Annotated in this window: 25 protein-coding genes; 9 read left to right on the plus strand and 16 right to left on the minus strand. The window is 62.9% G+C overall.

The annotated features are described in order from the left end of the window. The first annotated feature begins 17 nt into the window (after nucleotides 1-17). Complete coding sequence (locus CAF79_RS11295; RefSeq protein ID WP_085697834.1) at nucleotides 18-938, plus strand: LysR substrate-binding domain-containing protein; 921 nt, start codon at nucleotides 18-20, stop codon at nucleotides 936-938. 40 nt (nucleotides 939-978) lie between these two features. On the opposite strand, the gene madM is transcribed toward CAF79_RS11295, so the two are convergent. The 15 genes from madM to pilG all read right to left on the minus strand — a co-directional run bounded on the left by madM (nucleotide 979) and on the right by pilG (nucleotide 18,198). Next, the gene (gene madM, locus CAF79_RS11300) at nucleotides 979-1,743 is read right to left on the minus strand and encodes a malonate transporter subunit MadM (protein WP_085697912.1); all 765 of its coding nucleotides are present in this window, start codon (nucleotides 1,741-1,743) and stop codon (nucleotides 979-981) included. 5 nt (nucleotides 1,744-1,748) lie between these two features. Further along, the gene (gene madL / locus CAF79_RS11305; protein WP_085697835.1) at nucleotides 1,749-2,141 is read right to left on the minus strand and encodes a malonate transporter subunit MadL; all 393 of its coding nucleotides are present in this window, start codon (nucleotides 2,139-2,141) and stop codon (nucleotides 1,749-1,751) included. Between the two features lie 64 nt (nucleotides 2,142-2,205). After that, the gene (gene mdcH / locus CAF79_RS11310; protein WP_085697836.1) at nucleotides 2,206-3,126 is read right to left on the minus strand and encodes a malonate decarboxylase subunit epsilon; all 921 of its coding nucleotides are present in this window, start codon (nucleotides 3,124-3,126) and stop codon (nucleotides 2,206-2,208) included. Continuing rightward, complete coding sequence (locus CAF79_RS11315) at nucleotides 3,123-3,743, minus strand: malonate decarboxylase holo-ACP synthase (RefSeq protein ID WP_085697837.1); 621 nt, start codon at nucleotides 3,741-3,743, stop codon at nucleotides 3,123-3,125. Before CAF79_RS11315 ends, mdcH begins: the two co-directional genes overlap by 4 nt. Next, a complete protein-coding gene (gene mdcE, locus CAF79_RS11320; RefSeq protein ID WP_085697838.1) occupies nucleotides 3,737-4,522 on the minus strand; it encodes a biotin-independent malonate decarboxylase subunit gamma in 786 nt (261 codons plus the stop codon). Before mdcE ends, CAF79_RS11315 begins: the two co-directional genes overlap by 7 nt. Beyond that, nucleotides 4,519-5,370, minus strand: a complete 852-nt coding sequence (locus CAF79_RS11325; protein WP_085697839.1) for a biotin-independent malonate decarboxylase subunit beta — start codon at nucleotides 5,368-5,370, stop codon at nucleotides 4,519-4,521. The genes mdcE and CAF79_RS11325 overlap by 4 nt, the downstream gene beginning before the upstream one ends. Continuing rightward, on the minus strand, nucleotides 5,363-5,662 hold the full coding sequence (locus CAF79_RS11330; protein ID WP_003229075.1) for a malonate decarboxylase subunit delta: 300 nt from the start codon (nucleotides 5,660-5,662) through the stop codon (nucleotides 5,363-5,365). Before CAF79_RS11330 ends, CAF79_RS11325 begins: the two co-directional genes overlap by 8 nt. Beyond that, nucleotides 5,662-6,534 (minus strand): triphosphoribosyl-dephospho-CoA synthase, encoded by an 873-nt coding sequence (locus tag CAF79_RS11335; RefSeq protein WP_085697840.1) that lies wholly within the window; start codon nucleotides 6,532-6,534, stop codon nucleotides 5,662-5,664. The genes CAF79_RS11330 and CAF79_RS11335 overlap by 1 nt, the downstream gene beginning before the upstream one ends. Further along, nucleotides 6,534-8,204: a malonate decarboxylase subunit alpha gene (mdcA, locus tag CAF79_RS11340; RefSeq protein WP_085697841.1), complete on the minus strand. Its 1,671-nt coding sequence runs from the start codon at nucleotides 8,202-8,204 to the stop codon at nucleotides 6,534-6,536. Before mdcA ends, CAF79_RS11335 begins: the two co-directional genes overlap by 1 nt. 128 nt (nucleotides 8,205-8,332) lie before the next feature. Continuing rightward, nucleotides 8,333-8,803: a chemotaxis protein CheW gene (locus tag CAF79_RS11345; RefSeq protein WP_085697842.1), complete on the minus strand. Its 471-nt coding sequence runs from the start codon at nucleotides 8,801-8,803 to the stop codon at nucleotides 8,333-8,335. Continuing rightward, the gene (locus CAF79_RS11350; protein ID WP_085697843.1) at nucleotides 8,796-14,708 is read right to left on the minus strand and encodes an Hpt domain-containing protein; all 5,913 of its coding nucleotides are present in this window, start codon (nucleotides 14,706-14,708) and stop codon (nucleotides 8,796-8,798) included. Before CAF79_RS11350 ends, CAF79_RS11345 begins: the two co-directional genes overlap by 8 nt. 35 nt (nucleotides 14,709-14,743) lie before the next feature. After that, nucleotides 14,744-16,804, minus strand: a complete 2,061-nt coding sequence (locus CAF79_RS11355) for a methyl-accepting chemotaxis protein (RefSeq protein WP_085697844.1) — start codon at nucleotides 16,802-16,804, stop codon at nucleotides 14,744-14,746. Between the two features lie 13 nt (nucleotides 16,805-16,817). Continuing rightward, complete coding sequence (locus CAF79_RS11360) at nucleotides 16,818-17,357, minus strand: chemotaxis protein CheW (RefSeq protein ID WP_085697845.1); 540 nt, start codon at nucleotides 17,355-17,357, stop codon at nucleotides 16,818-16,820. Nucleotides 17,358-17,367: 10 nt separating this feature from the next. Beyond that, complete coding sequence (gene pilH, locus CAF79_RS11365) at nucleotides 17,368-17,733, minus strand: twitching motility response regulator PilH (RefSeq protein ID WP_011336365.1); 366 nt, start codon at nucleotides 17,731-17,733, stop codon at nucleotides 17,368-17,370. A gap of 60 nt (nucleotides 17,734-17,793) precedes the next feature. After that, a complete protein-coding gene (pilG, locus tag CAF79_RS11370) occupies nucleotides 17,794-18,198 on the minus strand; it encodes a twitching motility response regulator PilG (protein ID WP_007953330.1) in 405 nt (134 codons plus the stop codon). Nucleotides 18,199-18,422: 224 nt separating this feature from the next. Here pilG and gshB point away from each other — a divergent pair, with 224 nt between their 5' ends. The 7 genes from gshB to CAF79_RS11405 all read left to right on the plus strand — a co-directional run bounded on the left by gshB (nucleotide 18,423) and on the right by CAF79_RS11405 (nucleotide 24,444). Continuing rightward, nucleotides 18,423-19,373, plus strand: a complete 951-nt coding sequence (gene gshB / locus CAF79_RS11375; protein WP_085697846.1) for a glutathione synthase — start codon at nucleotides 18,423-18,425, stop codon at nucleotides 19,371-19,373. A gap of 107 nt (nucleotides 19,374-19,480) precedes the next feature. Continuing rightward, nucleotides 19,481-20,380, plus strand: a complete 900-nt coding sequence (locus CAF79_RS11380) for an energy transducer TonB (RefSeq protein ID WP_085697847.1) — start codon at nucleotides 19,481-19,483, stop codon at nucleotides 20,378-20,380. A gap of 169 nt (nucleotides 20,381-20,549) precedes the next feature. Beyond that, complete coding sequence (locus CAF79_RS11385; protein ID WP_085689619.1) at nucleotides 20,550-21,122, plus strand: YqgE/AlgH family protein; 573 nt, start codon at nucleotides 20,550-20,552, stop codon at nucleotides 21,120-21,122. After that, entirely contained in the window at nucleotides 21,122-21,559 is a 438-nt protein-coding gene (gene ruvX, locus CAF79_RS11390; protein ID WP_085697848.1) for a Holliday junction resolvase RuvX, read from the plus strand. Before CAF79_RS11385 ends, ruvX begins: the two co-directional genes overlap by 1 nt. A gap of 81 nt (nucleotides 21,560-21,640) precedes the next feature. Continuing rightward, a complete protein-coding gene (gene pyrR, locus CAF79_RS11395; protein ID WP_011336369.1) occupies nucleotides 21,641-22,144 on the plus strand; it encodes a bifunctional pyr operon transcriptional regulator/uracil phosphoribosyltransferase PyrR in 504 nt (167 codons plus the stop codon). Between the two features lie 27 nt (nucleotides 22,145-22,171). Continuing rightward, nucleotides 22,172-23,176: an aspartate carbamoyltransferase catalytic subunit gene (locus tag CAF79_RS11400; RefSeq protein WP_007913665.1), complete on the plus strand. Its 1,005-nt coding sequence runs from the start codon at nucleotides 22,172-22,174 to the stop codon at nucleotides 23,174-23,176. Beyond that, a complete protein-coding gene (locus CAF79_RS11405; protein ID WP_085697849.1) occupies nucleotides 23,173-24,444 on the plus strand; it encodes a dihydroorotase in 1,272 nt (423 codons plus the stop codon). Before CAF79_RS11400 ends, CAF79_RS11405 begins: the two co-directional genes overlap by 4 nt. A 122-nt stretch (nucleotides 24,445-24,566) precedes the next feature. Here CAF79_RS11405 and CAF79_RS11410 read toward each other — a convergent pair whose 3' ends face one another. Then, nucleotides 24,567-25,001: a TM2 domain-containing protein gene (locus CAF79_RS11410; protein WP_085697850.1), complete on the minus strand. Its 435-nt coding sequence runs from the start codon at nucleotides 24,999-25,001 to the stop codon at nucleotides 24,567-24,569. A 249-nt stretch (nucleotides 25,002-25,250) separates the two neighbouring features. Here CAF79_RS11410 and CAF79_RS11415 point away from each other — a divergent pair, with 249 nt between their 5' ends. After that, on the plus strand, nucleotides 25,251-25,868 hold the full coding sequence (locus CAF79_RS11415; RefSeq protein WP_007953345.1) for a C40 family peptidase: 618 nt from the start codon (nucleotides 25,251-25,253) through the stop codon (nucleotides 25,866-25,868). Nucleotides 25,869-25,875 lie beyond the last annotated feature (7 nt).

The following is a 25,875-nucleotide window of genomic DNA, read 5'->3' on the forward strand; positions in this document are numbered from 1 at the left end:
CAAGAAGAGTCCGCGCCATGCTGATCGACGAAGAATTGACCCTGAAGAAACTCGAGGTGTTCCTCGCCTTCATGCGCACCGGCAACCTCGCCCGCGCCGCCGCCGAGTTGCAGACCAGCAACGTCAGCGTGCACCGCGCAATCCATTCGCTGGAAAGCGCCCTGCGCTGCCCGTTGTTCAAGCACGAAGGGCGCAACCTGACGCCGCTGGAAAGCGCCTTCGTACTCGAAGAGCGGGCGCAGAAGCTGATTCAGGACGTGGTCGAAAGCGTGCGCCTGACCCGCGAAGCCGCCGGGTTCTCGGCCGAGCGTTTCAAGCTCGGCTCACTGTATTCGCTGACGGTGAAGACCGTGCCGCAGCTGATCATGGGTTTGAAGATCCGCCGCAGCGAACTCAACATCGACCTGATCCTCGGCTCGAACATCGACCTGCTCTACAAACTGAAAAACATGGAAGTCGACGCGATCCTGGTGTCGCTGGACGACACCGTCAACGACCCGGACTGCGAGCAGATTCCGCTGTTTTCCGACGACATCTTCCTCGCCACCCCGGCCGATTCCCGCTTCGCCCAACGCAGCGAAGTGGATCTGGCGCAGGTGCGCGACGAAACCTTCATCACCCTCACCCAAGGCTTCGCCACCCATCAGGACGGCGTCCGGGTGTTCAGGCAAGCGGGGTTCGAACCGAAGGTGGCGATGCAGGTCAACGACATCTTCACCCTGCTGAGCATGGTCAGCTCCGGGGTCGGTTATGCGTTGCTGCCGGGGAGGATTGCGGCGGTGTACGAGAACCGGGTGAAGCTGATTCCGTTGCAGGAGAAGTACCGGTTGCAGCAGCACATCGGCGTGGTGTTTTTGAAGGCCAAGGAGCGGGATCCGAATTTGCTGGCGTTGCTGGCGGAGTGTCGGATGTATGCCAATCGCCAGGTCTCCCAATGATCGTTCCCACGCAGAGTGGGAACGATCACCCATCATCGTCCTAGCCCATCAAACCACGCATCAGCAGAAACAACAGCGAAGGCCCGAGCAAGCATCCAAGTGCGGTATAGAACGCCGCCGTCAGGCAACCATAAGGCACCAGTTTCGGATCGGTGGCCGCCAACCCTCCGGCCACACCACTGGACGTCCCCATCAAACCGCCAAAAATCACCGCACTGCGTGGGTTGTTCAGACCGATCATCGGCGCCACGAACGGCGTCATTACCATCACCAGAATCGCCTTGATCAACCCTGCGGCGATAGACAGCGCCATGACCTCGGAACTCGCGCCAATCGCCGCGCCGGTTACCGGTCCGACGATGTAGGTCACCGCCCCTGCGCCAATGGTCGTCAGACTCACCGCATCGGTATAACCGAATGCCATCGCCACCCCGACCCCGGCAACAAATGACGTGCCCACGCCGACAAACAACGCCAGCACACCAACAAACCCGGCCCGCTTCAGCTCATCGACACTGACGCCAAACGCCGTGGCAACAATCGCGAAGTCCCGCAGCATGGCGCCGCCAAGTAAACCGATACCCGACAACAACGGAATATCCACGACCCCTTTCTGACCGCCAGTCAGGGCTCCGCCGATATACGACAGCACCAACCCGAGCAAAATGGCGATGGCCGAGCCGTGCAGACGGCCCTTGGTGAAGGTGTTGGACATCCAGTAGGACACCCACATGGTCAGGCCGACAATCAGGAAACCGCTGATCAGCCCGTAGCCGGTGATGACTTTCATCATTGATTCGTACATGGCGCTCACCCCGCAGTCTTGGCAGGTGTGATCGGCGCCGGTTCCTTGTGACCCAGGCGCACCAGCACCGGCACCAAGGCAAAGGCAATGACCACGGCGAGCGTCCCCGCAAGGATCGCCATCGGCCCGCCCTTCAGCGCGCCGTAAACATTCTGTTGCGCGGCCATGGCGACCACGATCGGAATGTAGATCGCACTCCAGAACTCGACGCCCTGTTCGGTCTTGCCCTTGAGCCAGCCACTTTTGTTCAAGTAACTGCCCAACCCGATCAACAGCAGCATCGCAATACCGACACCGCCGACATTGGCCGGCACGCCGATCAACTTGCCGAGCAGTTCACCGACCCAGATACCCACCAGCGTACAAAAGGCGAGAAACGCCACACCGTAAATAATCATTGTTGTAGTCCTCAAAGTGCATCGTCGAATGTTGTTTTTGTTGTTCGAAGCCTGAGTCGGTGATTTAGGGTCGTCGGCCCTCCTCTTCACGCAACAGCGCCTGCAAGGTGTCGAGCCGGGCACTGTCGAAGGCAGTGACGGTCCCCTGTTCGAACACCCGGCGCGCCAGCCCGGTCAGCACCGCACCGGGCGGCAGTTCGATCTGTAGTCGCACGCCGCGCTCGTAGGCGCTTTGCACGGTGCCGCGCCAGTCCACCACGCGGCACATGTTGAAGGCGAGGTCGTCGCGCAGCGCTTCTACCTTGGTCACAGGCCTTGCGCGACTGCCGCTCAGGTAAGCGATTTTTGGTGCCTTCAGCTCTACCTGGGTGAACGCCTCGGCGAGGCTTTGCGCAGGCTCATCCAGCAACGGGCAGTGGGACGGCACGCTGACCGCCAGACGTTTTGCCAGCCCGGCGCCGCGACTGCGCGCCAGCTCGGCCACTGCCTGCATTGCCTTGTCGCTGCCGGCAATCACCACCTGGTTATCAGCGTTGATGTTGGCCAGGTACACCGGTGTATCTGCGCTGTGCACCTGAGCCAGCAAATCTTCGACTGTGGAGAGTTGCAGACCGATGATCGCGGTCATCCCGAAGCCCTGTGGAAAAGCCTGCTGCATCAACTCGCCGCGCAGGCTGACCAGATGCAACGCATCGCTGAAGCTCAACGCTCCCGCGACCACCGCTGCCGGATACGCACCGATGGACAGGCCGGCGACGTAATCGGCGGTAAGTCCGGCCTGCAACAATTGCCGCGAGGCGGCGACGCCGGCGATCAGCAGGCAGAGCTGAACCGCCCGGGTGCTGCGTAATGCTTCGCCGGAATCCAGCCGCAAGACGTCTTCACCGAGGCTATCGCTGGCCTCAATCAGCGTTTCCCGAGGCAAACGCTGGAGCATGCCGGGCTGCTGCGCGCCCTGACCGGGAAACACCAGCAGGCTGCTCACGCTGCCAGCTCCTGCGGGTTCCACGGATCGCTCACCAGACAGGCTTCATGGGCGTTTTTCAGCAGCACCCGCGAAGTGTTTCCGGCCCACTCGCGCAGGGCGACAGCACCGAATGGCGTCTGCAACTGCAGGTCGACCCGGCAGATCGCCTGATCGAAAACCGCCACCAGTTCGCGTGCCTGGTGACGGGTGATGAGTTGCGGTGTACGCAGGATCAAATCGAGATCACTGGCTTCGTGCATGGCCGCAAAACCGCTCGCCAGTTCAAACCCGACACTGCCACTGACACCCCAGACCCAGCCGCAATCATCGAGCATCGACCGCAGTTGCCGAAGCGCCTGCATGACCGGCAGATCACGCTGGCTGTCGACCTGACAAAGCGCTTCCGGGCTGACCCGGCAAGCAATCGAATCGAGCGCCATGAATGCCGCCAACCGCTGCTCACGCAAGCGACCGCGCACACCCACCGCCACGAATCCCTCCTCACTCAACGCCCGCCGCACCACCACCGGTTGCCCGGCAGCCAGCGAGTCAATCGCCCACTGCGGCGCATCCGCCGGCAGTTGCGCCGGCATCATGCCCCACAGCAGGTCGTGGGCCAGAGGCGTGTTCACCACTGCGCCCTCAACAGTTCACGCACGCGGCTGGAGGCTTCGCGATTTTTCGCACCGAGACGATTGCTCAAATCCGTCGCGCCAATATCGCCGATCGCCTGCTTCAGGCATTCGCCGACCCGCGCCAGATCCTCCGCCGTCGGCTGCTCGATCTGCTGCACCGACAGGGTTTCCCAGAGCAACCCGAGACTGGCATAGCTGTCGATGTCATAGGCCATCGGCGGCACGCTGGACGCCAGGGTTTCCAGTTCTTCGACGCTGCGCAAGGTCACCCGCGCCGCCGAAGCCTTGCCCATCGCATGCACCATCACCCCCGGATCACGCAGGGCGATCAAGCGATTGGCCTGATAACCGTGAGCGAGAAACGCCCCTGACATGGCCTTGCCCACCAGCAGCGCTATCACTGGGTGCCCGGCCAGACGCGCGCGAGCATAAGCGTCCGCCGCACCGGCCAGAGCCTGGTGAATGCCGAGGGCTTCTTCGCGGCGACCGTAGGCCTGGCTCGGCACATCGACGATGGCGATCAAGGGACGCTTTTGCGGTTTGTCACGGTCGGCGGTGATCGCATCATCCACAGCCTTGGCCAGACCCCAGCCTTCGAGCAACCCGACTTCGCCGTTGCGAGCGCGAGGGAAACGGTTTTGCGGATCGGCGACCACTGCGATAAACCGCCCGAGCTCACCATCGGCGACCTTCAACGAGGGCGGCAAACCCTCAACGGCCTTCGCGCCCGCACTCAAGGCGTTGAACCAGTTCAAACCGCGCACGGAATAACCACTCATGAGCGCTCTCCTTGATACAGATCGCGAACCACCGAAGGCTCGATTTGCTTGTCAGTGTCCAGGCTCGTCAGGCGTTGCAGGAACCACTCGGCCCGTTGACTGCGCGGTTGTTTCGGCAGGCCTTGGTGCAGCAGCTCGCCGACCTGATGGCGAATCTGCGCCACGTCATCAGCGGCATAACGGTCTACCAGGCCACTGGCGAAACGTTGCTCGCCACCGGTCAGGCTCCAGATGAAGGGCCGGTCGCGGGAGTCGTATTCCTCGATCCCGGCTTCCTGCTCGATCACCTGCGGACCGTTCAGGCCGAGGCGTGCTTCCTGGGTCACCAGCAAATAGCTGCACAGCGCGGCAGCAATCGACATCCCGCCAAAGCAACCGACGCTGCCGGCCACCACGCCGACCACCGGTTGGTAACGCTGCAGATCGACAATCGCCGCGTGTATATCGGCAATCGCCGCCAAGCCAAGGTTGGCTTCCTGCAGACGCACACCGCCGGTTTCCAGCAGCAGGATGGCGCGGGTCGGGATGCCTTTGCGGTTGTCTTCGGCGGCCAGTTCCAGCGCGCCGGCGATTTTCGCGCCGCCGACCTCACCGAGACTGCCGCCCTGAAACGCGCCTTCAATCGCCGCGATCACCACCGGCAAACCGTCGAGGCGGCCCTTGGCGATCACCACACCGTCATCCGCCTGCGGCACCACGCCCTGACGCCCGAGCCACGGCGACATGACGCGTTGAAACGGGTCGAGCAGTTCGCGGAAGGTGCCGGCGTCGAGCAAGGCTTTCGCCCGCTGCCGTGCGCCGAGTTCGACGAAGCTGTGTTTGTGCAAAAGTGTTGAGGTGTCAGTCATGGCCGATCTCCTCGAAGCCTTGCTCCAGACGCAGGCGCACCACGCCCGGGGTCGCGCCGAAGTCGTGGATATCGATGGCCATCGCCGGTGGCGTGGTGCCGTCGAACATCCGCGCGAACAGGTGCTGCCAGCGCTGCTGCGCGCCGTTGACCGAGGTCTGCACGTTGATCGTCAGCTTGCCGGCCAGGCCCGGTTCGATCAGCACTTCCAGATCGCCCGAGCCGACACAACCGACCAGCGCGCGACCGCGCGGCGGCTGCCCGGCGGGGAATTCAAAGGATAAGGTTTCCATCAAAACGCTCCCTGAAGGATGCCGTCGCGCTCGATTCGATCAAGCAGCAGGCTGGCGGCGAGCAAGTCGGCGGCGCCACCGGGCGAGGCATTCAATGCGATGAGTTGTTGATCCAGTTCATGCAGGCGGCGGCGACCGGTGAGGCTGGCGCTGCCACCGGCGTCGAGCACGGCCTGGGCGCCGTGCTGCATGGCGTGCAGGCCCTGTTCGCCGGCGCGGTACAGGACGCAGGTGTCGGCGAGCTCAGTCATGATCGCCAGCAAGCCATCGAGCCGGGCGTTCTGTTCGCCATGGCCGGCGGCGCGGCTGCGTTGGAGCTGCGGCAAACCGCGCTGCACCACCGACGGGAAACCGAGCTGCGCTTCTTCCCGGGCACCGCGAGCGCCGTAGCGTTGGGCGACTTGCGCGCCATGGCTCAGCGGGCGCGGCGCATGACGGTCATCGAGCAATGCCAGGCGCGCAGCGCGCAGGGTAACGGCGCCAGCGCTGGTGGACCTGGTGTCCAGCGCAGCAGCCGTGACCAGCAGGCCCAGCGCCCAGATCGCCCCGCGATGGGTGTTCACGCCGTGGGTGGTGGCGAGCATCGCTTGCTCGCCTTCCCGGCCGATGCGGCCAATGGCTTCGCGCAGCGGCAAGCCGATCTCGCCGAACTCGAGCGCGGCCTCGGCCATTTCCTTGAACGCCGGCCACAACGCCAACGCTGAGGCGTGCATCAATCCCAAGTGCAGATCGGTGTGCGCACCGTTGCCACGTCGGTCCACCAGCGCCGGTTTCGGCGACAGGTCGGCTTCGTCGATGAGCGCGTCCACTGCCAGGTCCGCCAGCCGTTCCGCGAGGGTGATGGTTTTCGGTTGCAGGTTGAGTGCGTGCATTACCAGCTCCTGAACTTGGCGGGCGGGTTATAGAGGCCGCCGGACCACTCGACCAGATCGGCCACGCTTTTCGCCGCCAGCAATTCGCGGGTGGCGTCGGTGCGACGGATGCCAAGGTCTTCGGGCAAGGCGATCAGGCCTTCGCGGCGCATGCGTTCAGTGTCTTTCGGGTTGTGGCGCAGGCCGATGGCCGTGACGCCGGCGACCGCAGCGATCATCGCCTGACGCTCTTCCAGCGAGCGCGCCTTGTACAGGTAGGCGATGCCCTCTTCGGTCAGCAGGTGAGTGACGTCGTCGCCATAGATCATGATCGGCGCCAGCGGCATGCCGCTTTTCTTCGCCACCTCAACCGCGTCGAGGGTTTCGACGAAGGTCGGTTTGCCGCCCTCCTGGAACGTCTCGACCATCTGCACCACGAGTTTCTTGCCGCGCTCGAGCATCGGCTGCTGCGAATCGTCATGCCGCATATCGAGCCATGCCGGAGTGCCGTGACGGCGACCGCGCGGGTCGTGACCCATGTTCGGCGCGCCGCCGAATCCGGCGAGACGGCCACGGGTCACGGTGGAGGAATGGCCGTCGCCATCGACTTGCAGGGTCGCGCCGATGAACAGGTCTACCGCGTATTGCCCAGCCAGTTGGCAGAACATCCGGTTGGAACGCAGCGAGCCGTCGCGCCCGGTGAAGAACACGTCCGGGCGAGCGGCGATGTAGTTTTCCATGCCCAGCTCGGTGCCGAAGCAATGAACGCTTTCGACCCAACCACTTTCAATCGCCGGGATCAAGGTGGGGTGCGGATTGAGCGTCCAGTTACGGCAGATCTTGCCCTTGAGGCCAAGGGATTCGCCGTAGGTCGGCAGGATCAGTTCGATGGCCGCGGTGTTGAAACCGATGCCGTGGTTCAGCGACTGCACGTTGTGTTTTTCGTAGATGCCGCGGATCGCCATCATCGCCATCAGCACGTGTACAGGCTTGATGTGGCGAGGGTCCCGAGTGAACAGCGGTTCGATGTAGAACGGCTTGTCCGCCACCACCACGAAATCGACCCACGATGCGGGGATGTCCACGCGAGGCAGTTCGCTGACGTCGTCCACCAGTTGGTTGACCTGGACGATGACGATGCCGTCGCTGAAGGCTGCCGGCTCAATCAGCGCCGGGGTGTCTTCGGTGCTCGGGCCGGTGTAGATGTTGCCGGCACGGTCGGCCATGAACCCGGCCGAGAGCACGACGTTGGGAATCAGGTCCACCACCAGCCGGGCGTAGAGTTCGATGTAGGTGTGGATCGCGCCGACTTCCAGCAGACCGTCTTCGAGCAACTGGCTGATGCGCAGACTCTGGGTGCCGGCAAAGGAGAAATCGAGTTTGCGGGCGATGCCGCGTTCGAACAGGTCCAGATGCTCTGAGCGACCGACGCTGGGCATGATCATGTGCAGGTCGTGGAGCTTTTCAGGATCGGCCCTGGCCAGAGAGCGCGAGAGGAAATCTGCCTGCTTCTGGTTGTTGCCCTCCAGCACCACACGGTCGCCGGGCAGGATCAGCGCCTCAAGCGCCGCGACGATCCTGTCGGTGGGCAACACCGCACCGTCGGCCAGCCCGCGCACCCTGTCGAGGCGCCGCTGCTTCTCGTCACGCCGCCGCGTCCAGCGCGAGTCGGGGGATATTGTTGTTGTCATGCTCACTCCACGGGTTCGCTGTCTTGGAGCTACCTTAGGAGTGTCAGGTGAGGGCATCAATCAAGCGCGGTGGCAAACCGTTACGGTCAGCGTAATGAATACTGGCCTCATCGCTGGCAAGCCCTGGTTCAGTGAACCAGTCCGGCATCCACCAACAATTTCTCCAATGCCAACAAATCCGGCACCTTCGCCACCTGCTCCCCGACCTGCACCGCTGCCTGCTCCAGCGCACACAGCGGCACGTCGACATAACTCAACTGGCTGTCGAGCTTGTACGAGCGCGGAATCCCCTGCACCAACAGCGCAATGAACTTCAACTCAGGCCGCCCGCCGAGGGCGTTGAGGATGACGATCCGTGCCCGCTCGCCGATGACGATCTTGTTGCCGCAGGCCGACTCGAAACTCAGCAGCGGAATCTGCCGCTCGCGCCAGGTCACCCGGCCCAGATACCACGGCGGCGTGTCGAGATCGAAGGCACTGGACTGGTAGTCGATCAGCTCGGCAACGGCGACGTTGGGCAGGATCAGGTTGCGATCCGCCAGCGGCAGCAGCAGCCCGGTGAGTTGGCTGGTGCGTTGGTTGTCCCGGCGTTCATGCATGTTTTTTGCTCCACAGCGCGATGCTTTCGAGCAGCACCGATTCCTGGTACGGCTTGCCGAGGTAGTCGTTGACGCCGATGGCCATCGCGCGGTCGCGGTGTTTCTGGCCGGTGCGCGAGGTGATCATGATGATCGGCAGGTGTTTCAGGCGCTCGTCGTGGCGCACCTGGGTCGCCACTTCGAAGCCGTCCATGCGCGGCATTTCGATGTCGAGCAGCATCAGGTCCGGCATGTGTTCTTCCAGCAGCAGCATCGCATCGACCCCGTCCTTGGCGGTCAGCACGTTCATGCCGTGGCGTTCCAGCAAACGACTGGTGACCTTGCGCACCGTGACCGAATCGTCGACCACCATCACCAGCAACGGCTTTTGCGGTTCGCTCTCGATTTCGTGACTGGCCGGCCGCTGCGGCAACCGCGCCTGCATCGCGCGGATCGGCGCCAGCAGGTCGAGAATCAGCACCACCCGGCCATCGCCGAGAATCGTCGCCCCGGACACGCCCTGCACCGACGCGAACTGCGGGCCGAGGCTCTTGACCACGATCTCGCGGGTGCCGGCCATCGTGTCGACCTGCACCGCAATGTGCCGGTCGTTGCACTGCACCAGCAAGACCGGCACCGGCAGGCTCTGGCCGGACAGCTTCGGCCGTGGCGCGGTTTTCAGCAGCTCGCCCAAATAGCACAGTTCATAACGCTGACCGCCGTATTGATAACTCGGCGGGTCGAGACGGAAATGCCCGTCCAGTTCATTCGGCAGCACACGGACGATGCCGTCGATGGTGTTCAGCGGAATCGCGTATTGATCCTCACCACACTGCACCATCAGCGCACGGTTGACCGACACGGTGAACGGCAGGCGAATGCGGAAGTGCACGCCCTGCCCCGGCACCGAGTCGATGCTCATGGTGCCGCCCAGTTGCCGGACTTCTTCGTGCACCACGTCCATGCCCACGCCACGCCCGGAAATCTGGGTGATTTTCTCGGCCGTGGAAAAACCTGGCTGAAGAATGAACTGCAGCACATCGCGATCACTGATCTGCGCGTCAGGTGCCAGCAATCCTCGCTTGATCGCCTTGCGCCGCACAGCGTCCAGCGGCACGCCGGCGCCATCGTCGCGGATGTCGAACACGATGTCGCCGCCCTCGCGGGACAGGTCGAGGCTGATCTGCCCCTGCGCCGGTTTGCCCGCCGCCAGCCGGACTTCGGCGGACTCCAGACCATGGTCGACGGCATTGCGCAGCATGTGCTCCAGCGGTGCGGCCATGCGTTCGAGTACGTTGCGGTCCATCTCGCCTTCGGCGTTGCCAACGGTAAACGCGACGTCCTTGCCCAGCTCTTCGGCGACCTGTCGGACGATGCGTTTCAAACGCGGCAACATGCGCTCGAAAGGCACCATGCGCGTGCGCATCAGGCCTTCCTGCAACTCGGTGTTGATCCGCCCCTGCTGCTGCAACAGGTTCTCGGCGTCGTGGGCGCGCCGGTCGAGGGTTTCCTTCAGATCCAGCAAGTCGGAAGCGGACTCGAACAGCGCCCGGGACAACTGCTGCAACTGCGAATGGCGGTCCATTTCCAGCGGGTCGAAATCTTCGTAGCCGAGGCGTTCGGCATCCACTTGCTGACGACTGAGGATCCGCCCCTGGGTTTCGGTGTCGAGCCGGCGCAACTGGTCGCGCATGCGCTCGATGGTGGTTTCCATCTCGTGCAGAGCGGTCTGCGCATCGCTGACTTGCTGTTCGATGCGCCCACGGAAAATCGAGGTTTCGCCGGCGAGGTTGACCAGTTCATCCAGCAGCTCGGCGGAGACCTTGACCATGTCCGCCCCGGCTTCGGGCGCCGGAGCAGCAGGCTCAACCTTCACCGCCACCGGCGGCACCGGCGCCGGAGTTTGCACCACCGGATGGCTGAAATTCTGGATCGCGCTGATCAGCCGATCCGCCGGTGGGCATGGCTGGCCGGCGCGCACCGCATCGAGCATCTGGGCCAACCGGTCATGACCACGCTGCAACAGGGCAAACAGTTCGGCACTGCCCTGCAGGGTACCGGCGGACAGGCTTTCGTAAAGGTATTCCAGCTCATGGGCGAGGTCGCCGATCGGGCCGATCTCCACCATCCGCGCGCCGCCCTTGAGGGTGTGCAGATCGCGCAACAGGGTTTCCACTTCCTGGCGATTGCCGGGCTCGGCCTGCCAGCGCAGCAACGCGGCACCGGAGTTTTCGATGATGTCGAAACCTTCTTCGAGGAAGATTTCCAGCAGCTCCGGATCGTGTCCGGGGCCGTCCTGCGTGACGCTGGTTGGCGGTGTTTCAGGATTGGCGGTCGAGCCCTGACGGAAACGGCGGATCGCCTCGATCAGGTCCTGCGCCGGATCCAGCGGCTGGTGCAGGTGCAACTGTTCGAGGAACTGCGCCAGACGTTCGTGGCTCTGGCGCAGCAATCGGTCGAGGGCTTCGCTGTGGCTGTAACGACGATCCACCAACCCTTCGTAAAGGCCTTCCAGCTCATGGGCCAGATCGCCGACAGCCGCCACCTCGGCCATCCGTGCGCCGCCCTTGAGCGTGTGCAGATCCCGTTGCAGCGACGACAGCGTTGCGCCGTTCTCCGGGTCTTTCAGCCAGCGCTGCAAGGCTTGCCCGGCGTTGTCGAGAATGTCGACCGCCTCTTCGAGGAAGATCTCGACGATCTCGTCGTCCGGCCCGCTGTCGGTGCTGTGTTGTTGCAGTTCGGCGGTGGCGCTGCCCAGTTCGCGAATGCTCGGGGTACGGCTGCCATCACTGCGGATCAGGCCCATGGCCGACGGGTCGAGGCTTTCGTCGAGCAGTTCGTGCAAGGCGCGGATGCGCTGCGGTTGCGGGGTGATTTCCTGGCCGGCGGCCAGTTCGTCGAGCATGTTGATCAGGGCTTCATGGGCCTGCTGCGCCTCATGGAAAAACCGCTCGCTGACCGCCAGGCTGCTTTCTTCGACGGCGCCGTACAGATCGAGCAACGCTTCGCACAGCACGTCCACCGGCAGCAGATCCGCCAGGTGCGCGCCCTCGCCCAGGGTCGTCAGTTCATCCAGCAGCGCGCTGAGTTCCTGACGTTCTCCGGGGTGTTGTTGCCAGCGCTGCAGGAGGTTTTCGGCGTCGAGCAGGATGTCCATGCCCTGGGCCAGGAAGTTGTTGATCAGTTGCGGATCGCGCTTGACCCGCAACGCACTGCTCGGCGCGCTGAGGATTGATTCCAGGCGCTCGCCGAGCAGGGTTTCGGTGCGTTTGATCAGCGACTGCGCGCCGACAATCGGCGCCAGCGGATCGTGTTTGAGCTGACGCAGACCGACGCGGAACAGGCCCTCGGCTTCGAGCAGCAGTTCCACTTCGTCCAGGTCCAACGCCAGTTGATGGGCCTTGAATTCCCGGGCGAGCTTGTCGAGCGGCGCCGCCAATTCAGCAATCGGTGAAACCCCCGCCATCGAGGCGCTGCCCTTGAGCGTGTGCAGTGCACGCTGCAATTCGTCACTGGCCTGCAACGGCACATGCTCGGCGGCCTGATCGAGAAAACGGTTGAGGCTGGCGAGATGGGTTTCGGCTTCGTTGCGAAAAATCTCCAGCAGCAGCGGATCGAGGGCCGCGACGTCTTCCACGTCTTCAGCCGGCAGCGGTGTGTCGCCCTTGGCCAGCGCATGAGCACGGGCCGCCAGTTGATCGACATCGTGGCGCTGACGCTGGCCGTTGGTGGCGAATTCGCCGATCAGATCGGGCAACAGCAGCAGCGTGTCGGCAAGCAACTGGTGCACCGCCGGGCCGGGTTCGACGCTGTGCTCAAGCACGCGGTTGAGCAGGTTTTCCACCGCCCAGGCCAGTTCGCCGATAACCAGCGCACGCACCATCCGGCCGCTGCCCTTGAGGGTGTGGAACGCTCGGCGCAGCTCACTGAGGGCGGCGCGGTCATCGGGCTCGGAAGACCAGCGCGGCAGGTATTCGCTCAGTACTTCGAGCACTTCCCCGGTCTCTTCGAGGAACACTTCGCGCAGCTCGTCGTCCACCGGTTCTTCATCAGCCGGTGGCGGCAGCAGGCTGCCCGGCGTGGTCAGTGCCGGCGGGTTGACCGCCGACACCGGGCTGGCCAGCACTTCGGCCAACGACTGCACGATCTGCGGATCATCCAGCTCCTGCAAATCCTGCATCACCAGGGCTTCGCTGGGGCTGAGCACATCGTCGAGCACCGGCACATGCGGCTCGCCGGGCTGTTCGTCGGGAAAGAAACCGAGACTGGCGAGGCTTTTCTGCGCGATATCCAGCAAGTGCTCGCTGGGTGCCTGCGGGTCATCGGTCATGCGCTCAAGGTAGTACTCAAGGCTGCTGATGGCGTCGGCGAGGCTGTCGAGTTGCTGCCAGCCCGGCTCATGAGGGTCGAGCAACAGATGCTCGCGGATGAACCCGTTGCAGGCTTCGAGCAGGCTTGCCGCACGCGCCAGCGGAATCATCGCCAGTGCACCGCGCACCTGGGTCAGCAGCGCCGGCAGGCTTTGCAGTTGCTGGCGATCCCAGTCGGCGTCGATGTAGTCGACGATCATGTCCTTGGCCTGTTGCAGGCAGATGCGCGCTTCCTTGATCACGATCTGATGGATCTGCGTCAGGTCGGTGGTCGGCAGGCGCGAGTCTTCCGGGCTCTCCGGCTCCACCGTACCCACCATCCCGGCCAGCGTCGCTTCGACGTAGAGCAAGGCGCCGGCGACGTCCATCAGCGTGGCATCGTTCGGTTCGCGCTGGCCCTGCGCAAGGCTGAGCACCACTGCCAGTTGATCGATGATGACCTTGCGCGGCTGACCGAAACCAAGCACCGCCAGCGTATCGGCGATCTGCCGCAGCGGCGCCAGCAGGCTGTCCAGGTCCGAGGCGTGCTGGCGGTCGCTGCGCACGAACAGATCGAGGCGTTCCTTGACCCGTACCAGCTCTTCGCACAGCGCCGCGAGCACCGAGCGCATGGCGTCGCGGTCGGGACCGGCCAGGCGCGCGCGTTCTTCGTCGACCATCGCGCTGTCGGGCAGCGCGTCGTCCAGGGAGTAGCGATCTTTCATGGTCAGCATCTGCCCGGTGGGATGTTCGGCTTTGGCGATATAAAACAGCAGGCTTTTCAGCAGTTCAGGCGGTGGCGGCTGGTTGAGGCCGGGCATGCCCTGTTCGAGCAGGCGCTTGAGTTCCTTGTCGGCGTCCTTGAACAGACTGCGCAGGGCCGGGCTGTTGGCGATTCGCCCTTCGCGCATGCCCTCGACCAGCGCCGAGGCGACCTGCCACAACGGGCTCAGCGGCGAGTGACCGCTGAGTGCTTCAAGTCGGGTAAAAACCTTGGCCAGATAACCGAGATGCGTCTGGTCGTCCTGCTCGCGGAGCAATCCGACCAGCGCCATTTGCAGCATCTGGCGCAACTTGCGCAGCACATTCGCCAGCTCTGGCGGTTCCAGCAGCGCCAGTGTTTCTTCGCTCAAAGGCGCCAGTTCGGGCAACTGCGGGCTGAACAGGCTGGTTTCCGACAACAGGCTTTCGCCTCGGGCGCTGCGCAAGTCGTTGATCAGCGGCAGCACCACCAGCGGCAGGTCACGGCGGGCGCCCTGCACGCGGTCGAGGTAAGTCGGCAACTGGCCCAGCGCCTGCAACAGCAAGTGCAGCGCTTCGTCGCGGTGGCTGACACGGTCGTTCTGCAACGCTTCGACCAGGTGTTCCATTTCTTCGGCGAGCAATGCCGCGCCATAGAACTCGACCATCTGCAGGCTGCCATGCACCTGATGGATGCAGGCCAGACACTCGTCCAGCCCCGGCACCGACTGCGGATCGTCGAGCACGGCTTCAATGGCCTGATGCGCCTGTCTCAGCGTCTCGGCTATTTCACCCTTGACCCATTCGAGGGCCACGTAGTCGTGCCGGTCACCCATAACCACTCCGCTCGACATGGCCTCGCCCGCAGGCCTCACGCCTTGTCCGCGACGGGCGCAGGCGCCGCCGGCAAGGTGAATCCGGACACCGAGCGACGCAACTGGCTGGCCATTTTCGCCAGGTTGCCGATGCTCTCGGCGGTGGCCGTGGAACCGGACGAGGTCTGCGAGGTGATCTGCTGAATCACGTTCATCGTCAGGGAAATCTGCCCGGCCGAAGATGTTTGCTGCTGCGCCGCGTTGGAAATGCTCTGGATCAGCGCCGCGAGGGTCTTGGACACGCCTTCGATTTCTTCCAGGGCCACACCGGCATCCTGCGCCAGCCGCGCGCCGCGCACCACTTCGGTGGTGGTCTGCTCCATGGAAATCACGGCTTCGTTGGTGTCGGTCTGGATCGCCCGCACCAACGTTTCAATCTGCCGGGTCGCGGCAGACGAACGTTCGGCCAGCCGTTGCACTTCGTCGGCAACCACGGCGAAGCCACGGCCGGCGTCACCGGCCATCGAGGCCTGAATCGCCGCATTGAGGGCGAGGATGTTGGTCTGGTCGGCAATGTCGTCGATCAGGCTGACGATATCGCCGATCTCCTGAGACGACTCGCCCAGACGCTTGATGCGTTTGGCGGTGTCCTGGATCTGTTCGCGGATGTTGTCCATGCCGTGGATGGTGTTGTGCACCACCTCGTTGCCCTTGTTGGCGATCTCCACCGATCGCTCGGCCACCGCCGACGATTCGGCGGCGTTGGCCGACACCTGATCGATGGATTGGGCCATGTCGCTGATCGCGGTCGAGGCTTCGGAAATCTGCTGGGCCTGATGCTCCGAGGCCTGGGCCAGATGCATCGCAGTGGCCTGGGTCTCCTGCACCGCCGCGGCGACCTGGCCGGCGGTGAGGTTGATGGTGGCCACCAGATCGCGCAACTGATCGACGGAATAGTTGATCGAGTCGGCGATGGTCCCGGTGAAGTCTTCGGTCACCGAGGCAGTCACGGTCAGGTCGCCGTCGGCGAGGTCTTCGATCTCGTCGAGCAGGCGCATGATCGCGTTCTGGTTGCGTTCGTTCTTCTCGGCGGTCTCGCGCAACTGGCGGTTGGTTTCCCGGACCATGACCATGCCGATCAGGATGATCGAAGCCAGCGCCAGCAGGCCCAGCACATAACCGCCGATGGTGTCGGTGCTGCGTCCGCCGGCGAGGTTTTCGAAACCGGTGGCCAGGTGCGAGGCTTCGTCGAGCAGGGTCTGCGACAGGCTGAAGATATTGGTGGCCGACTCACGGACCTTGAACAGCTCAGGCGAGGTTTCGAGGATTTCATCCACCGAACCGGAGACGAACTGGAACAGCTCGGAAATATCGCTCAAGCGAGCTCGGGCGTCGCGGTCTTCGACCTGGCTGATCTTCAGCGTCGAGTTGCCTTGCAGCATGCCGTTAAGCACCTGACCGAAGCGTGCGGCATCGCGACCGAAGGCGTCGGCGGCCTGCTGGGAGTTTTCATCGCCGGAGAGCACGGTGTTCACCGCGCCGAGAATCCGCTCGGCCAGCAGCGACTGACGCTGGGCCATCGCCACCTGTCCCGCCGGGGCACCGCGTTGCAGGAGGATTTCGACGACTTTTTCGTATTCGATCTGCAACTGCGGCACGGTTTCGGCCAGGGTCGCGGCCACTTGATGCAGGGACAGCACGGTCTGTTCGCTGGAGAGAATTGCGTCGGTGTTTTTCAGCAGGCGTTCCCAATCCAGCTGAACGGCGCGCATTTCCGGGCGCACGGTGGACGGCGCGGGTGGCAGGCCGGTGGCCGGGTCGCCTTTCTTCAAATAGCCCCAGCGCTGGGCGAAGTCGTTGCGCGCATCGCTCAACAACTTGAACGCGGCGGCCTTGCCGGCGGCGGCTTCGGTGGCGTTCTTGGCGATCCGCTGCGACAGCACCCGCAGCTCGCCGGCGTGGCCGATGTACTGCTTGTCGTAGTTGGCCTGGGTGTTGAGGTAAGCGAAGTTGGCGAACAGCAGCATGATGAACACGATCAGTGCGATGAACAGCACGATGATCTGCGAGCGGCTGCGCGAGCCTTCTGCGGGCTTGCCTGTTTTTGCTTTGATCATCGGTCCTCGCCTGTTAAACCGCGACGTGCATGAAACTCGGTGACTGCGCCAGCGCAAACAGGCTGAACACCCGCCAGTTCTGCTCGCGCCGGAAATAGCCCTTGATGAACTCGCCCTTGGAACCTTGCCGTTTACTGATCGAGACCGACTCGAAACTGTCCTGCTCGAAGTGCTGCAGGCCGAAGACTTCATCGACCAGCAACCCGGCAAACACGTCCTGATGCTCTACCACCAATACCCGCCGCTGTTTGCGCATCGGTGACAGCTCATGGCCGAAGAATCCGCACAGGTCCATGACCGGCAGCAGCCGACCGCGCAGATTGGCCACGCCCTTGACCCACGGCTTGACGCCCGGCAGCTGGGTGACGCGCAGTTCGGGCAGCACTTCGCTGACTTCGCCCATCGGCGTGACGTACCAGTGCTCGCCCAGACGAAAGCCGATGCCGCTCCAGCGATCCTGGCGCGCAGCTTGCGACGGCAGGTCCGCCGCCAGCAGGCGACAGCGCTGGTCGATCTGCCACAACAGTTCGAACGCGCTCAGCGACTCGCTCATGACGGCGCGATCAACCGGCCAGCACGTTGTTCAGGGTCTTGATCAGCGTGTCTTCGTCGACCGGTTTGGTCAGGTAGTCCCTGGCGCCCTGGCGGGTGCCCCAGACCTTGTCGGTCTCCTGATCCTTGGTGGTGATGATGATCACCGGGATGTGGCTGGTTTCCGCATCCTTGGTCAGCTGACGGGTGGCCTGAAAGCCGTTGAGGCCGGGCATGACGATGTCCATCAGCACCGCGTCGGGTTTTTCCTGACGGGCCAGGGCCACGCCGTCGGCGCCGTTTTCGGCTTTCAACACTTCGTGGCCGTGCTTTTCCAGCATGCCGGTCAGTTTGTACATTTCGGTCGGCGAATCATCGACGATCAGGATACGTGCCATGGTCTTCCCCATTTTTCTTGTCGACACCGGGCCCGCTGGCCGAGCGTCTCTGTGCGTGTCTTACTGCGGCAAAGCGGCAGCGAAGCCCGGAACATGGGCCGAAATCGCGTCGAGCAGTTCTTCCTTGCTGAAAGGCTTGGTCAAAAATTGATCGGAACCGACAATCCGCCCCTTGGCCTTGTCGAACAACCCGTCCCGGGACGACAGCATGATCACCGGCGTGCCCTTGAACGCGTTGTTGTTCTTGATTAAAGCGCAGGTCTGATAACCATCCAGACGCGGCATCATGATGTCGACAAAGATGATCCCGGGATGGTGGTCGGCGATCTTCGCCAAGGCATCAAAACCGTCGATCGCGGTGATGACTTCGCACCCTGCATTTTTCAACAGGGTCTCGGCGGTGCGACGAATCGTTTTCGAGTCGTCGATCACCATGACCTTCAAGGCGCTGGACTGCTGTTCCATAAGGGGGCTCTACCGTCGCCTTTGCGAATCAATTTGTCCGTTTTGCGATGACTGATGGCTGGAAACCCTTGATGCTCAAGGGCCAGCACGGCTGGCAGCCTTTTTAGCACAGTCTCCAGACGCAATCTATCGACGGGTTTTTCCTTGACCGAAAACCCGCCCGGCGCCACTCTGGCGGCACTTTTTTCATACCGATCCGGTAGCCAATTTTCGAGGAAAACCCAATGAGCGTTCGCGTCGGGATTGTCATGGACCCTATCGCCAGCATTTCCTACAAAAAGGATAGCTCGCTGGCCATGCTGCTGGCGGCGCAGAAGCGCGGCTGGGAACTGTTCTATATGGAACAGAAAGACCTTTATCAGGGTGAAGGCCAGGCACGGGCGCGGATGAAGCCGCTGAAAGTCTTCGCCAACCCGGAAAAATGGTTCGAACTGGGCACCGAGCAGGATTCACTGCTCAGCGACCTGAACGTGATCCTGATGCGCAAGGATCCACCGTTCGACATGGAGTTCGTCTACTCCACCTACTTGCTCGAACAGGCCGAAACCGCCGGCGTGCTGGTGGTCAACAAGCCGCAGAGCCTGCGCGACTGCAACGAAAAGCTGTTCGCCACGCTCTTTCCGCAGTGCACGCCGCCAACCATTGTCAGCCGCCGTCCGGACGTGTTGCGCGAATTCGCCGACCACCACGGTGACGTGATCCTCAAGCCGCTGGATGGCATGGGCGGCTCGTCGATTTTCCGTCACACCGCCGGCCATCCAAATCTGTCGGTGATTCTGGAAACCCTGACCCTGCACGGCAAGCAACAGATCATGATCCAGGGTTATCTGCCGGCCATCGTCGATGGCGACAAGCGCATCCTGATGATCGACGGCGAACCGGTGGATTACTGCCTGGCGCGGATTCCGGCCCATGGCGAAACCCGTGGCAACCTCGCCGCCGGCGGCCGTGGCGAAGCCCGTCCGCTGACCGACAAGGATCGCTGGATCGCCGCCCAGGTCGGCCCGACCTTGCGCGAGAAGGGCCTGCTGTTCGTCGGCCTGGACGTGATCGGCGAGCATCTGACCGAAATCAACGTCACCAGCCCGACCTGCATCCGCGAAATCGACAACGCTTTCGGCACCGACATCGGCGGGATGCTGATGGATGCCATCGAGAAAAAGCTGCAAGGTTGATGTACATCACATGCAGCCTGTCGCTTGATGCTTGAAGCCCAAGGCGTAAAACCAACATTGCGTTATCATGCGCGGCCTGTGAAAAACGCGATGTTGGTTTTCTTGTCATGACACTTCCGTCCGATCTGCCTGCTGAACTCGCCCACCGCGGCGTGCGCCCGGTCGATCGCCTCGGATTTACCCTGTTTCTCGCGGCGCTGATCCATTTGGCACTGCTGCTCGGCGTGGGCTTCACCATGGTCGAGCCCAAGCAGATCAGCAAAACCCTGGAAATCACCCTCGCCACCTTCAAAAGCGAAAAGAAGCCGGCGAAGGCCGATTTCCTCGCCCAGGAAAACCAGGAAGGCAGCGGCACTCTCGACAAGAAAGCGGTCCCCAAGACCACCGAAGTCGCGCCGTTCCAGGCAAACGAGGTCAAGAAAGTCACCCCGCCGCCGGCCGCCAAGCCGCAAGTGCAGGAAGCCGCGCCCAAGGCGGCCGTGACCACCGTCGCGCCGAAACCGAAAAAGGCGCCGACCAAGAAAGAAGAAGCCAGGACCGAGATCAAACCAACGGTCGATGCGCCGACTTTCGACAGTTCGCAACTCTCCAGCGATATCGCCAGCCTCGAAGCGGAACTGGCCAAAGAACAACAGCTGTACGCCAAGCGCCCGCGCATCCACCGCCTGAGCGCCGCATCGACCATGCGCGACAAGGGTGCCTGGTACAAGGACGAATGGCGCAAGAAGGTCGAGCGCATCGGCAACCTCAATTACCCCGAGGAAGCCCGGCGCAAGCAGATCTACGGCAATCTGCGCCTGATGGTGTCGATCAACCGCGACGGCTCGCTGTATGAAGTGCTGGTGCTGGAGTCCTCCGGCCAGCCGCTGCTGGATCAGGCGGCGCAGCGCATCGTGCGACTGGCAGCTCCGTTTGCACCGTTTACCGGCGACCTGTCGGACATCGACCGGCTGGAAATCATCCGCACCTGGAAATTCGCCCGCGGTGACAAACTCTCGAGCAACTGACACACCGAAGAACCCCTGTGGGAGTGAGCTTGCTCGCGAATGCGGTGTGTCATACAACATTGATGTGACTGATCCACCGCTTTCGCGAGCAAGCTCGCTCCCACATTGGAACAGTGTTGCAAGCATCTCCAGCTTGTCAGTTCGCCCCCCGAACGCCACACTAGCGCACATGAAAAACGTCAGCCCCAGCTACCTCAAGCATCACTTCCTGATCGCCATGCCACACATGGCCGACCCGAACTTTGCCCACACCTTGACCTACATCGTCGAGCACACGGCCAATGGGGCCATGGGGCTGGTGGTCAACCGACCGCAAGAGCTGAATCTGGCCGACATCCTCGAACAACTGCGCCCGGACATCGATCCGCCAGCGCTGTGCCAGCATGTACCGATCTTCATCGGCGGCCCGGTACAGACCGATCGCGGTTTCGTGCTGCATCCGGCGGGCCAGACCTTCCAGGCCACCGTCGAGCTGGACGGCGACCTGGCCCTGTCGACCTCGCAGGACGTGCTGTTCGCCATTGCCGACGGCGTGGGCCCGGCCAAAAGCGTCATCACCCTCGGCTATGCCGGCTGGGAAGCTGGACAACTGGAGGCCGAACTGGCCGACAACGCCTGGCTGACCTGCCCGTACGACGCCGACATCCTGTTCAACACCAGCAGTGAACTGCGCCTGGAGGCGGCGGCCAGGCACCTGGGGATCAACCTCAGCCTGCTGACCAGCCAGGCAGGACACGCCTGATGGCCCTGCGCCTGCTCCTCGGCTTCGACTACGGCACCAAACAGATCGGCGTCGCGGTCGGCCAGGTGATTACCGGCCAGGCCCGCGAACTGTGCACCTTGAAGGCGCAAAACGGTGTGCCGGACTGGAATCAGGTCGAAGCCCTGATAAAGGAATGGAAGCCCGACGCCGTGGTGGTCGGCCTGCCGCTGAACATGGACGGAACGCCCAGTGAAATGTGCGCCCGCGCCGAGAAATTCGCCCGACGCCTCAACGGCCGCTTCAACCTGCCTTTCTATACCCACGACGAACGCCTGACGACCTTCGAAGCCAAGGGCGAACGACTGGTGCGCGGCGGGCAGAAAGGCAGCTACCGCGACAACCCGGTGGACGCCATCGCCGCCGCCCTGCTGCTGCAAGGCTGGCTCGACGAAAACACCGCACTATTTGAATCCTGACAAGCGCTACGGCGCTTTTCTTTTGGTTACAACCCGAGCCACGGTTCGCGAGAACCGGCTCGACCCCAAGAAGGAGCAACCATGAGCCTGCCCAATCCCGCCGATCTGATCAGCCAGATGGCGACCCGCCTCAAGGCGCACCTTGCCCAGCGTAATATCAGCGAACCGCGTTACATCGGCATCCGCACCGGCGGCGTCTGGGTCGCCCAGGCCCTGCTCGCAGAGCTGGGCAGCGATGCGCCATTGGGCACGCTGGATGTTTCCTTCTACCGCGACGACTTCAGCCAGAACGGCCTGCACCCGCAAGTGCGCCCGTCCGCCCTGCCCTTCGAAATCGAAGGCCAGCATCTGGTGCTGATCGACGACGTACTGATGAGCGGCCGGACCATCCGCGCCGCCATGAACGAACTGTTCGACTACGGCCGCCCGGCCAGCGTGACGCTGGTCTGCCTGCTGGACCTGGACGCCGGCGAACTGCCGATCCGCCCGAACGTGGTCGGCGCGACCCTGTCGCTGGCCGCCCACGAGCGGGTCAAGCTGTCCGGCCCGGAGCTGGCCCTCGAACTGCAAGACCTTGCCCTTTAATCCGCCCTATTGAGAGTCCCCTTCGCGATGACGCCTCTAGATACCAAGCGCCCGCTGCAGCTCAATGATCAGGGCCAGCTGCGCCACTTCCTCTCGCTCGACGGCCTGCGCCGCGAGTTGCTGACGGAAATCCTCGACACTGCCGACTCGTTCCTGGAAGTCGGTGCCCGGGCCGTGAAGAAGGTCCCGTTGCTGCGCGGCAAGACCGTGTGCAACGTGTTCTTCGAAAACTCCACACGCACCCGCACCACCTTCGAACTGGCGGCCCAGCGACTGTCGGCGGACGTGATCACCCTGAACGTGTCGACCTCGTCGGCCAGCAAGGGCGAAACCCTGCTCGATACCCTGCGCAACCTGGAAGCCATGGCCGCCGACATGTTCGTCGTGCGCCACGGTGACTCCGGCGCTGCGCACTTCATCGCCGAACATGTCTGCCCGCAGGTGGCGATCATCAACGGCGGCGACGGCCGGCACGCGCACCCGACCCAGGGCATGCTCGACATGCTGACCATCCGCCGCCACAAGGGCGGCTTCGAGAACCTTTCGGTGGCCATCGTCGGCGACATCCTGCACTCGCGGGTGGCGCGCTCGAACATGCTCGCCCTGAAGACCCTCGGCTGCCCGGACATCCGCGTGATCGCGCCGAAGACCCTGCTGCCGATCGGCATCGAGCAATACGGCGTGAAGGTCTACACCGACATGACCGAAGGCCTGAAAGACGTCGACGTGGTGATCATGCTGCGCCTGCAGCGTGAGCGCATGACCGGTGGCCTGCTGCCGAGCGAAGGCGAGTTCTATCGCCTGTTCGGCCTGACCACCGCGCGCCTGGCCGGCGCCAAGCCCGATTGCATCGTCATGCACCCGGGGCCGATCAACCGTGGCGTGGAGATCGAGTCGGCGGTGGCCGACGGCCCGCACTCGGTGATCCTCAATCAAGTCACCTACGGCATCGCGATCCGTATGGCCGTGCTGTCGATGGCCATGAGCGGACAAACAGCGCAGCGTCAATTCGAGCAGGAGAACGCCCAGTGAAGCTCAGCATTCTCGGCGCCCGCGTCATCGATCCAAGCAGCGGCCTGGATCAAATCACCGATATTCACGTTGAAGCCTGCAAGATCGTCGCCCTGGGCGCTGCACCGGCCGGTTTCAGCGCCGTCGAAACCATCGACGCCCAAGGCCTCGTCGCCGCTCCCGGCCTTGTAGACCTGAACGTTGCCCTGCGCGAGCCGGGCTACAGCCGCAAAGGCACCATCGCCAGCGAAACCCGCGCGGCTGCGGCCGGCGGCGTGACCAGCCTGTGCTGCCCGCCGAAGACCAGACCGGTACTCGACACCTCCGCCGTGGCCGAGCTGATCCTCGACCGCGCCCGCGAGGCCGGCAACACCAAAGTGTTCCCGATCGGCGCGCTGAGCAAAGGTCTGGATGGCGAACAGCTTGCAGAACTCGTTGCACTGCGCGACGCCGGTTGCGTGGCGTTCGGCAACGGCCTGGAGAGCTTCCGCAACACCCGTACCCTGTGCCGGGCGCTGGAGTACGCGGCGACCTTTGACCTGACGGTGATTTTCAACTCCCAGGATCACGACCTGGCCGACGGCGGCCTGGCCCACGAAGGCGCTACCGCCAGTTTCCTCGGCCTGCCGGGCATTCCGGAAACCGCTGAAACCGTGGCCCTGGCCCGTGACCTGCTGCTGGTCGAACAGACCGGCGTGCGTGCGCACTTCAGCCAGTTGACCAGTGCTCGTGGCGTAGCCCTGATCGCTCAGGCCCAGGCTCGTGGTTTGAAAGTCACGGCGGATGTCGCCCTGTATCAGTTGATCCTGACGGACGAAGCGCTGATCGATTTCAGCAGCCTGTATCACGTACAACCACCGCTGCGCACCCGCGCGGATCGCGACGGCCTGCGTGAAGCGGTGAAGTCCGGGGTGGTCTCGGCGATCTCCAGCCATCACCAGCCCCATGAGCGCGATGCCAAACTGGCACCGTTCGGCGCGACCGAGCCGGGCATCAGCAGCGTCGAGCTGCTGCTGCCGCTGGCGATGACGTTGGTGGAAGATGGTCTTCTGGATCTGCCAACCCTGCTGGCACGCCTGAGCGCCGGCCCGGCCGAGGCCCTGCGCCTGCCGGCGGGCAAGCTGGCGGTGGGTGGCGCGGCGGATATCGTGCTGTTCGATCCGAAGGCTTCGACCGTGGTTGGCGAAACCTGGCTGTCGAAGGGCGAGAACTGCCCGTTCCTCGGCCATAGCCTGCCGGGTGTGGTGCGTTACACCTTGGTGGATGGCCGGATCAGCCATCAGGCTTGATACCGAGTCGAGCCTAATCGCGAGCAAGCTCGCTCCCACAGGATTTGTGCAGTGACAAATCCCAGGTTACACACAGAACCTGTGGGAGCGGCGGTGCGACGATTCGACTTGCCAGCAATGACTTACTGAAAGGCACCCCGCCCTTCGGCATTACGCACCGACACCTGATCGTTCAGCGTCCAGAAGTCATACAGCACTCCCAGAAAGAACAACCCGCCGGTCAGCAGATAAATCACCCCGCTGATCCACTTGCCCTGATACATCCGGTGCACGCCGAGCGCGCCGAGGAAGGTCAGGAGAATCCACGCCACGTTGTACTCGATAGGGCCCGCGGCGAAACGCAGGTCGGCTTCGCGATCCATCGCCGGGATCAGGAACACGTCGATCAGCCAGCCGATTCCCAGCAACCCGAAGGTGAAAAACCAGATCGTGCCGGTCACCGGTTTGCCGTAATAGAAGCGGTGCGAGCCTGTGAAACCGAAAATCCACAACAGGTAACCGATCACCTTGCTATGGGTGTCTTTTTCCTTCACACGGGGCAGCTGATAGCTGTTCATTAAGACCTCGATACACGCGATAGATAAATATTCTTTAATTCTTTGTGACTTTTTTACAGGTTGCCGACGTATGGCAAATGCTACCGTGTCTCCCGTCAAACCCTTATAGCACCGGACTTCTGTCCGACAATTGCGTTTTTTTGCCGCTTATTTGGTTCCGTTGGCGCCCGATTGAATCGACCAACGGCCTCGGAAGTGACAAAAAAGCTGTTATAAAGTTGCGCGCTAACACACCAAGAGCCCTGCCTAATGCGTCCATTTTTCAAGACATGGCTAACCATTTGCCTATTAATGCCACTGGCCGCCCACGCCACCAATCGTGAGCAACGTCTTCCAAACGTTAACGGTTTCACCCCCAAATCCCATGCCTCTGCTCCTTCGAACAAAGGCAAACAGGTCAAACACACCACGCTGAGCAGCAACGGCCGCAGCAAGCTGGTGCCACCAATGGCGACCAAGGAAAGCAGCAATGTCCTGAGTCGTGCGGTAAACGTCCTCGGTACGCCATACCGTTGGGGCGGCAGCAGCCCGAGTAAAGGCTTCGACTGCAGCGGTCTGGTGAAATACGCGTTCAACGACGCCACGTTCGACCTGCCACGCACCTCGAATGCCATGGCCAGCGGTCACGGCGAGAAAGTCGAACGCAAGGACCTGAAGCCGGGCGACCTGATTTTCTTCAATATCAAGAGCCGTCGGGTCAATCACGTTGCCATCTACCTGGGCAACGATCGTTTCATCCACGCACCACGGCGCGGCAAGTCGGTGAGCATCGACACTCTGAACAAGCCGTACTGGGAAAAACACTACGTGGTGGCCAAACGCGTATTGCCGAAGGAACAGGGGCAGATGCGCGTCGTTCAGCGCTAACACCATA

It is taken from the genome of Pseudomonas sp. B26(2017) (genome assembly GCF_002113045.1).
In the GTDB taxonomy this organism is placed as follows: domain Bacteria; phylum Pseudomonadota; class Gammaproteobacteria; order Pseudomonadales; family Pseudomonadaceae; genus Aquipseudomonas.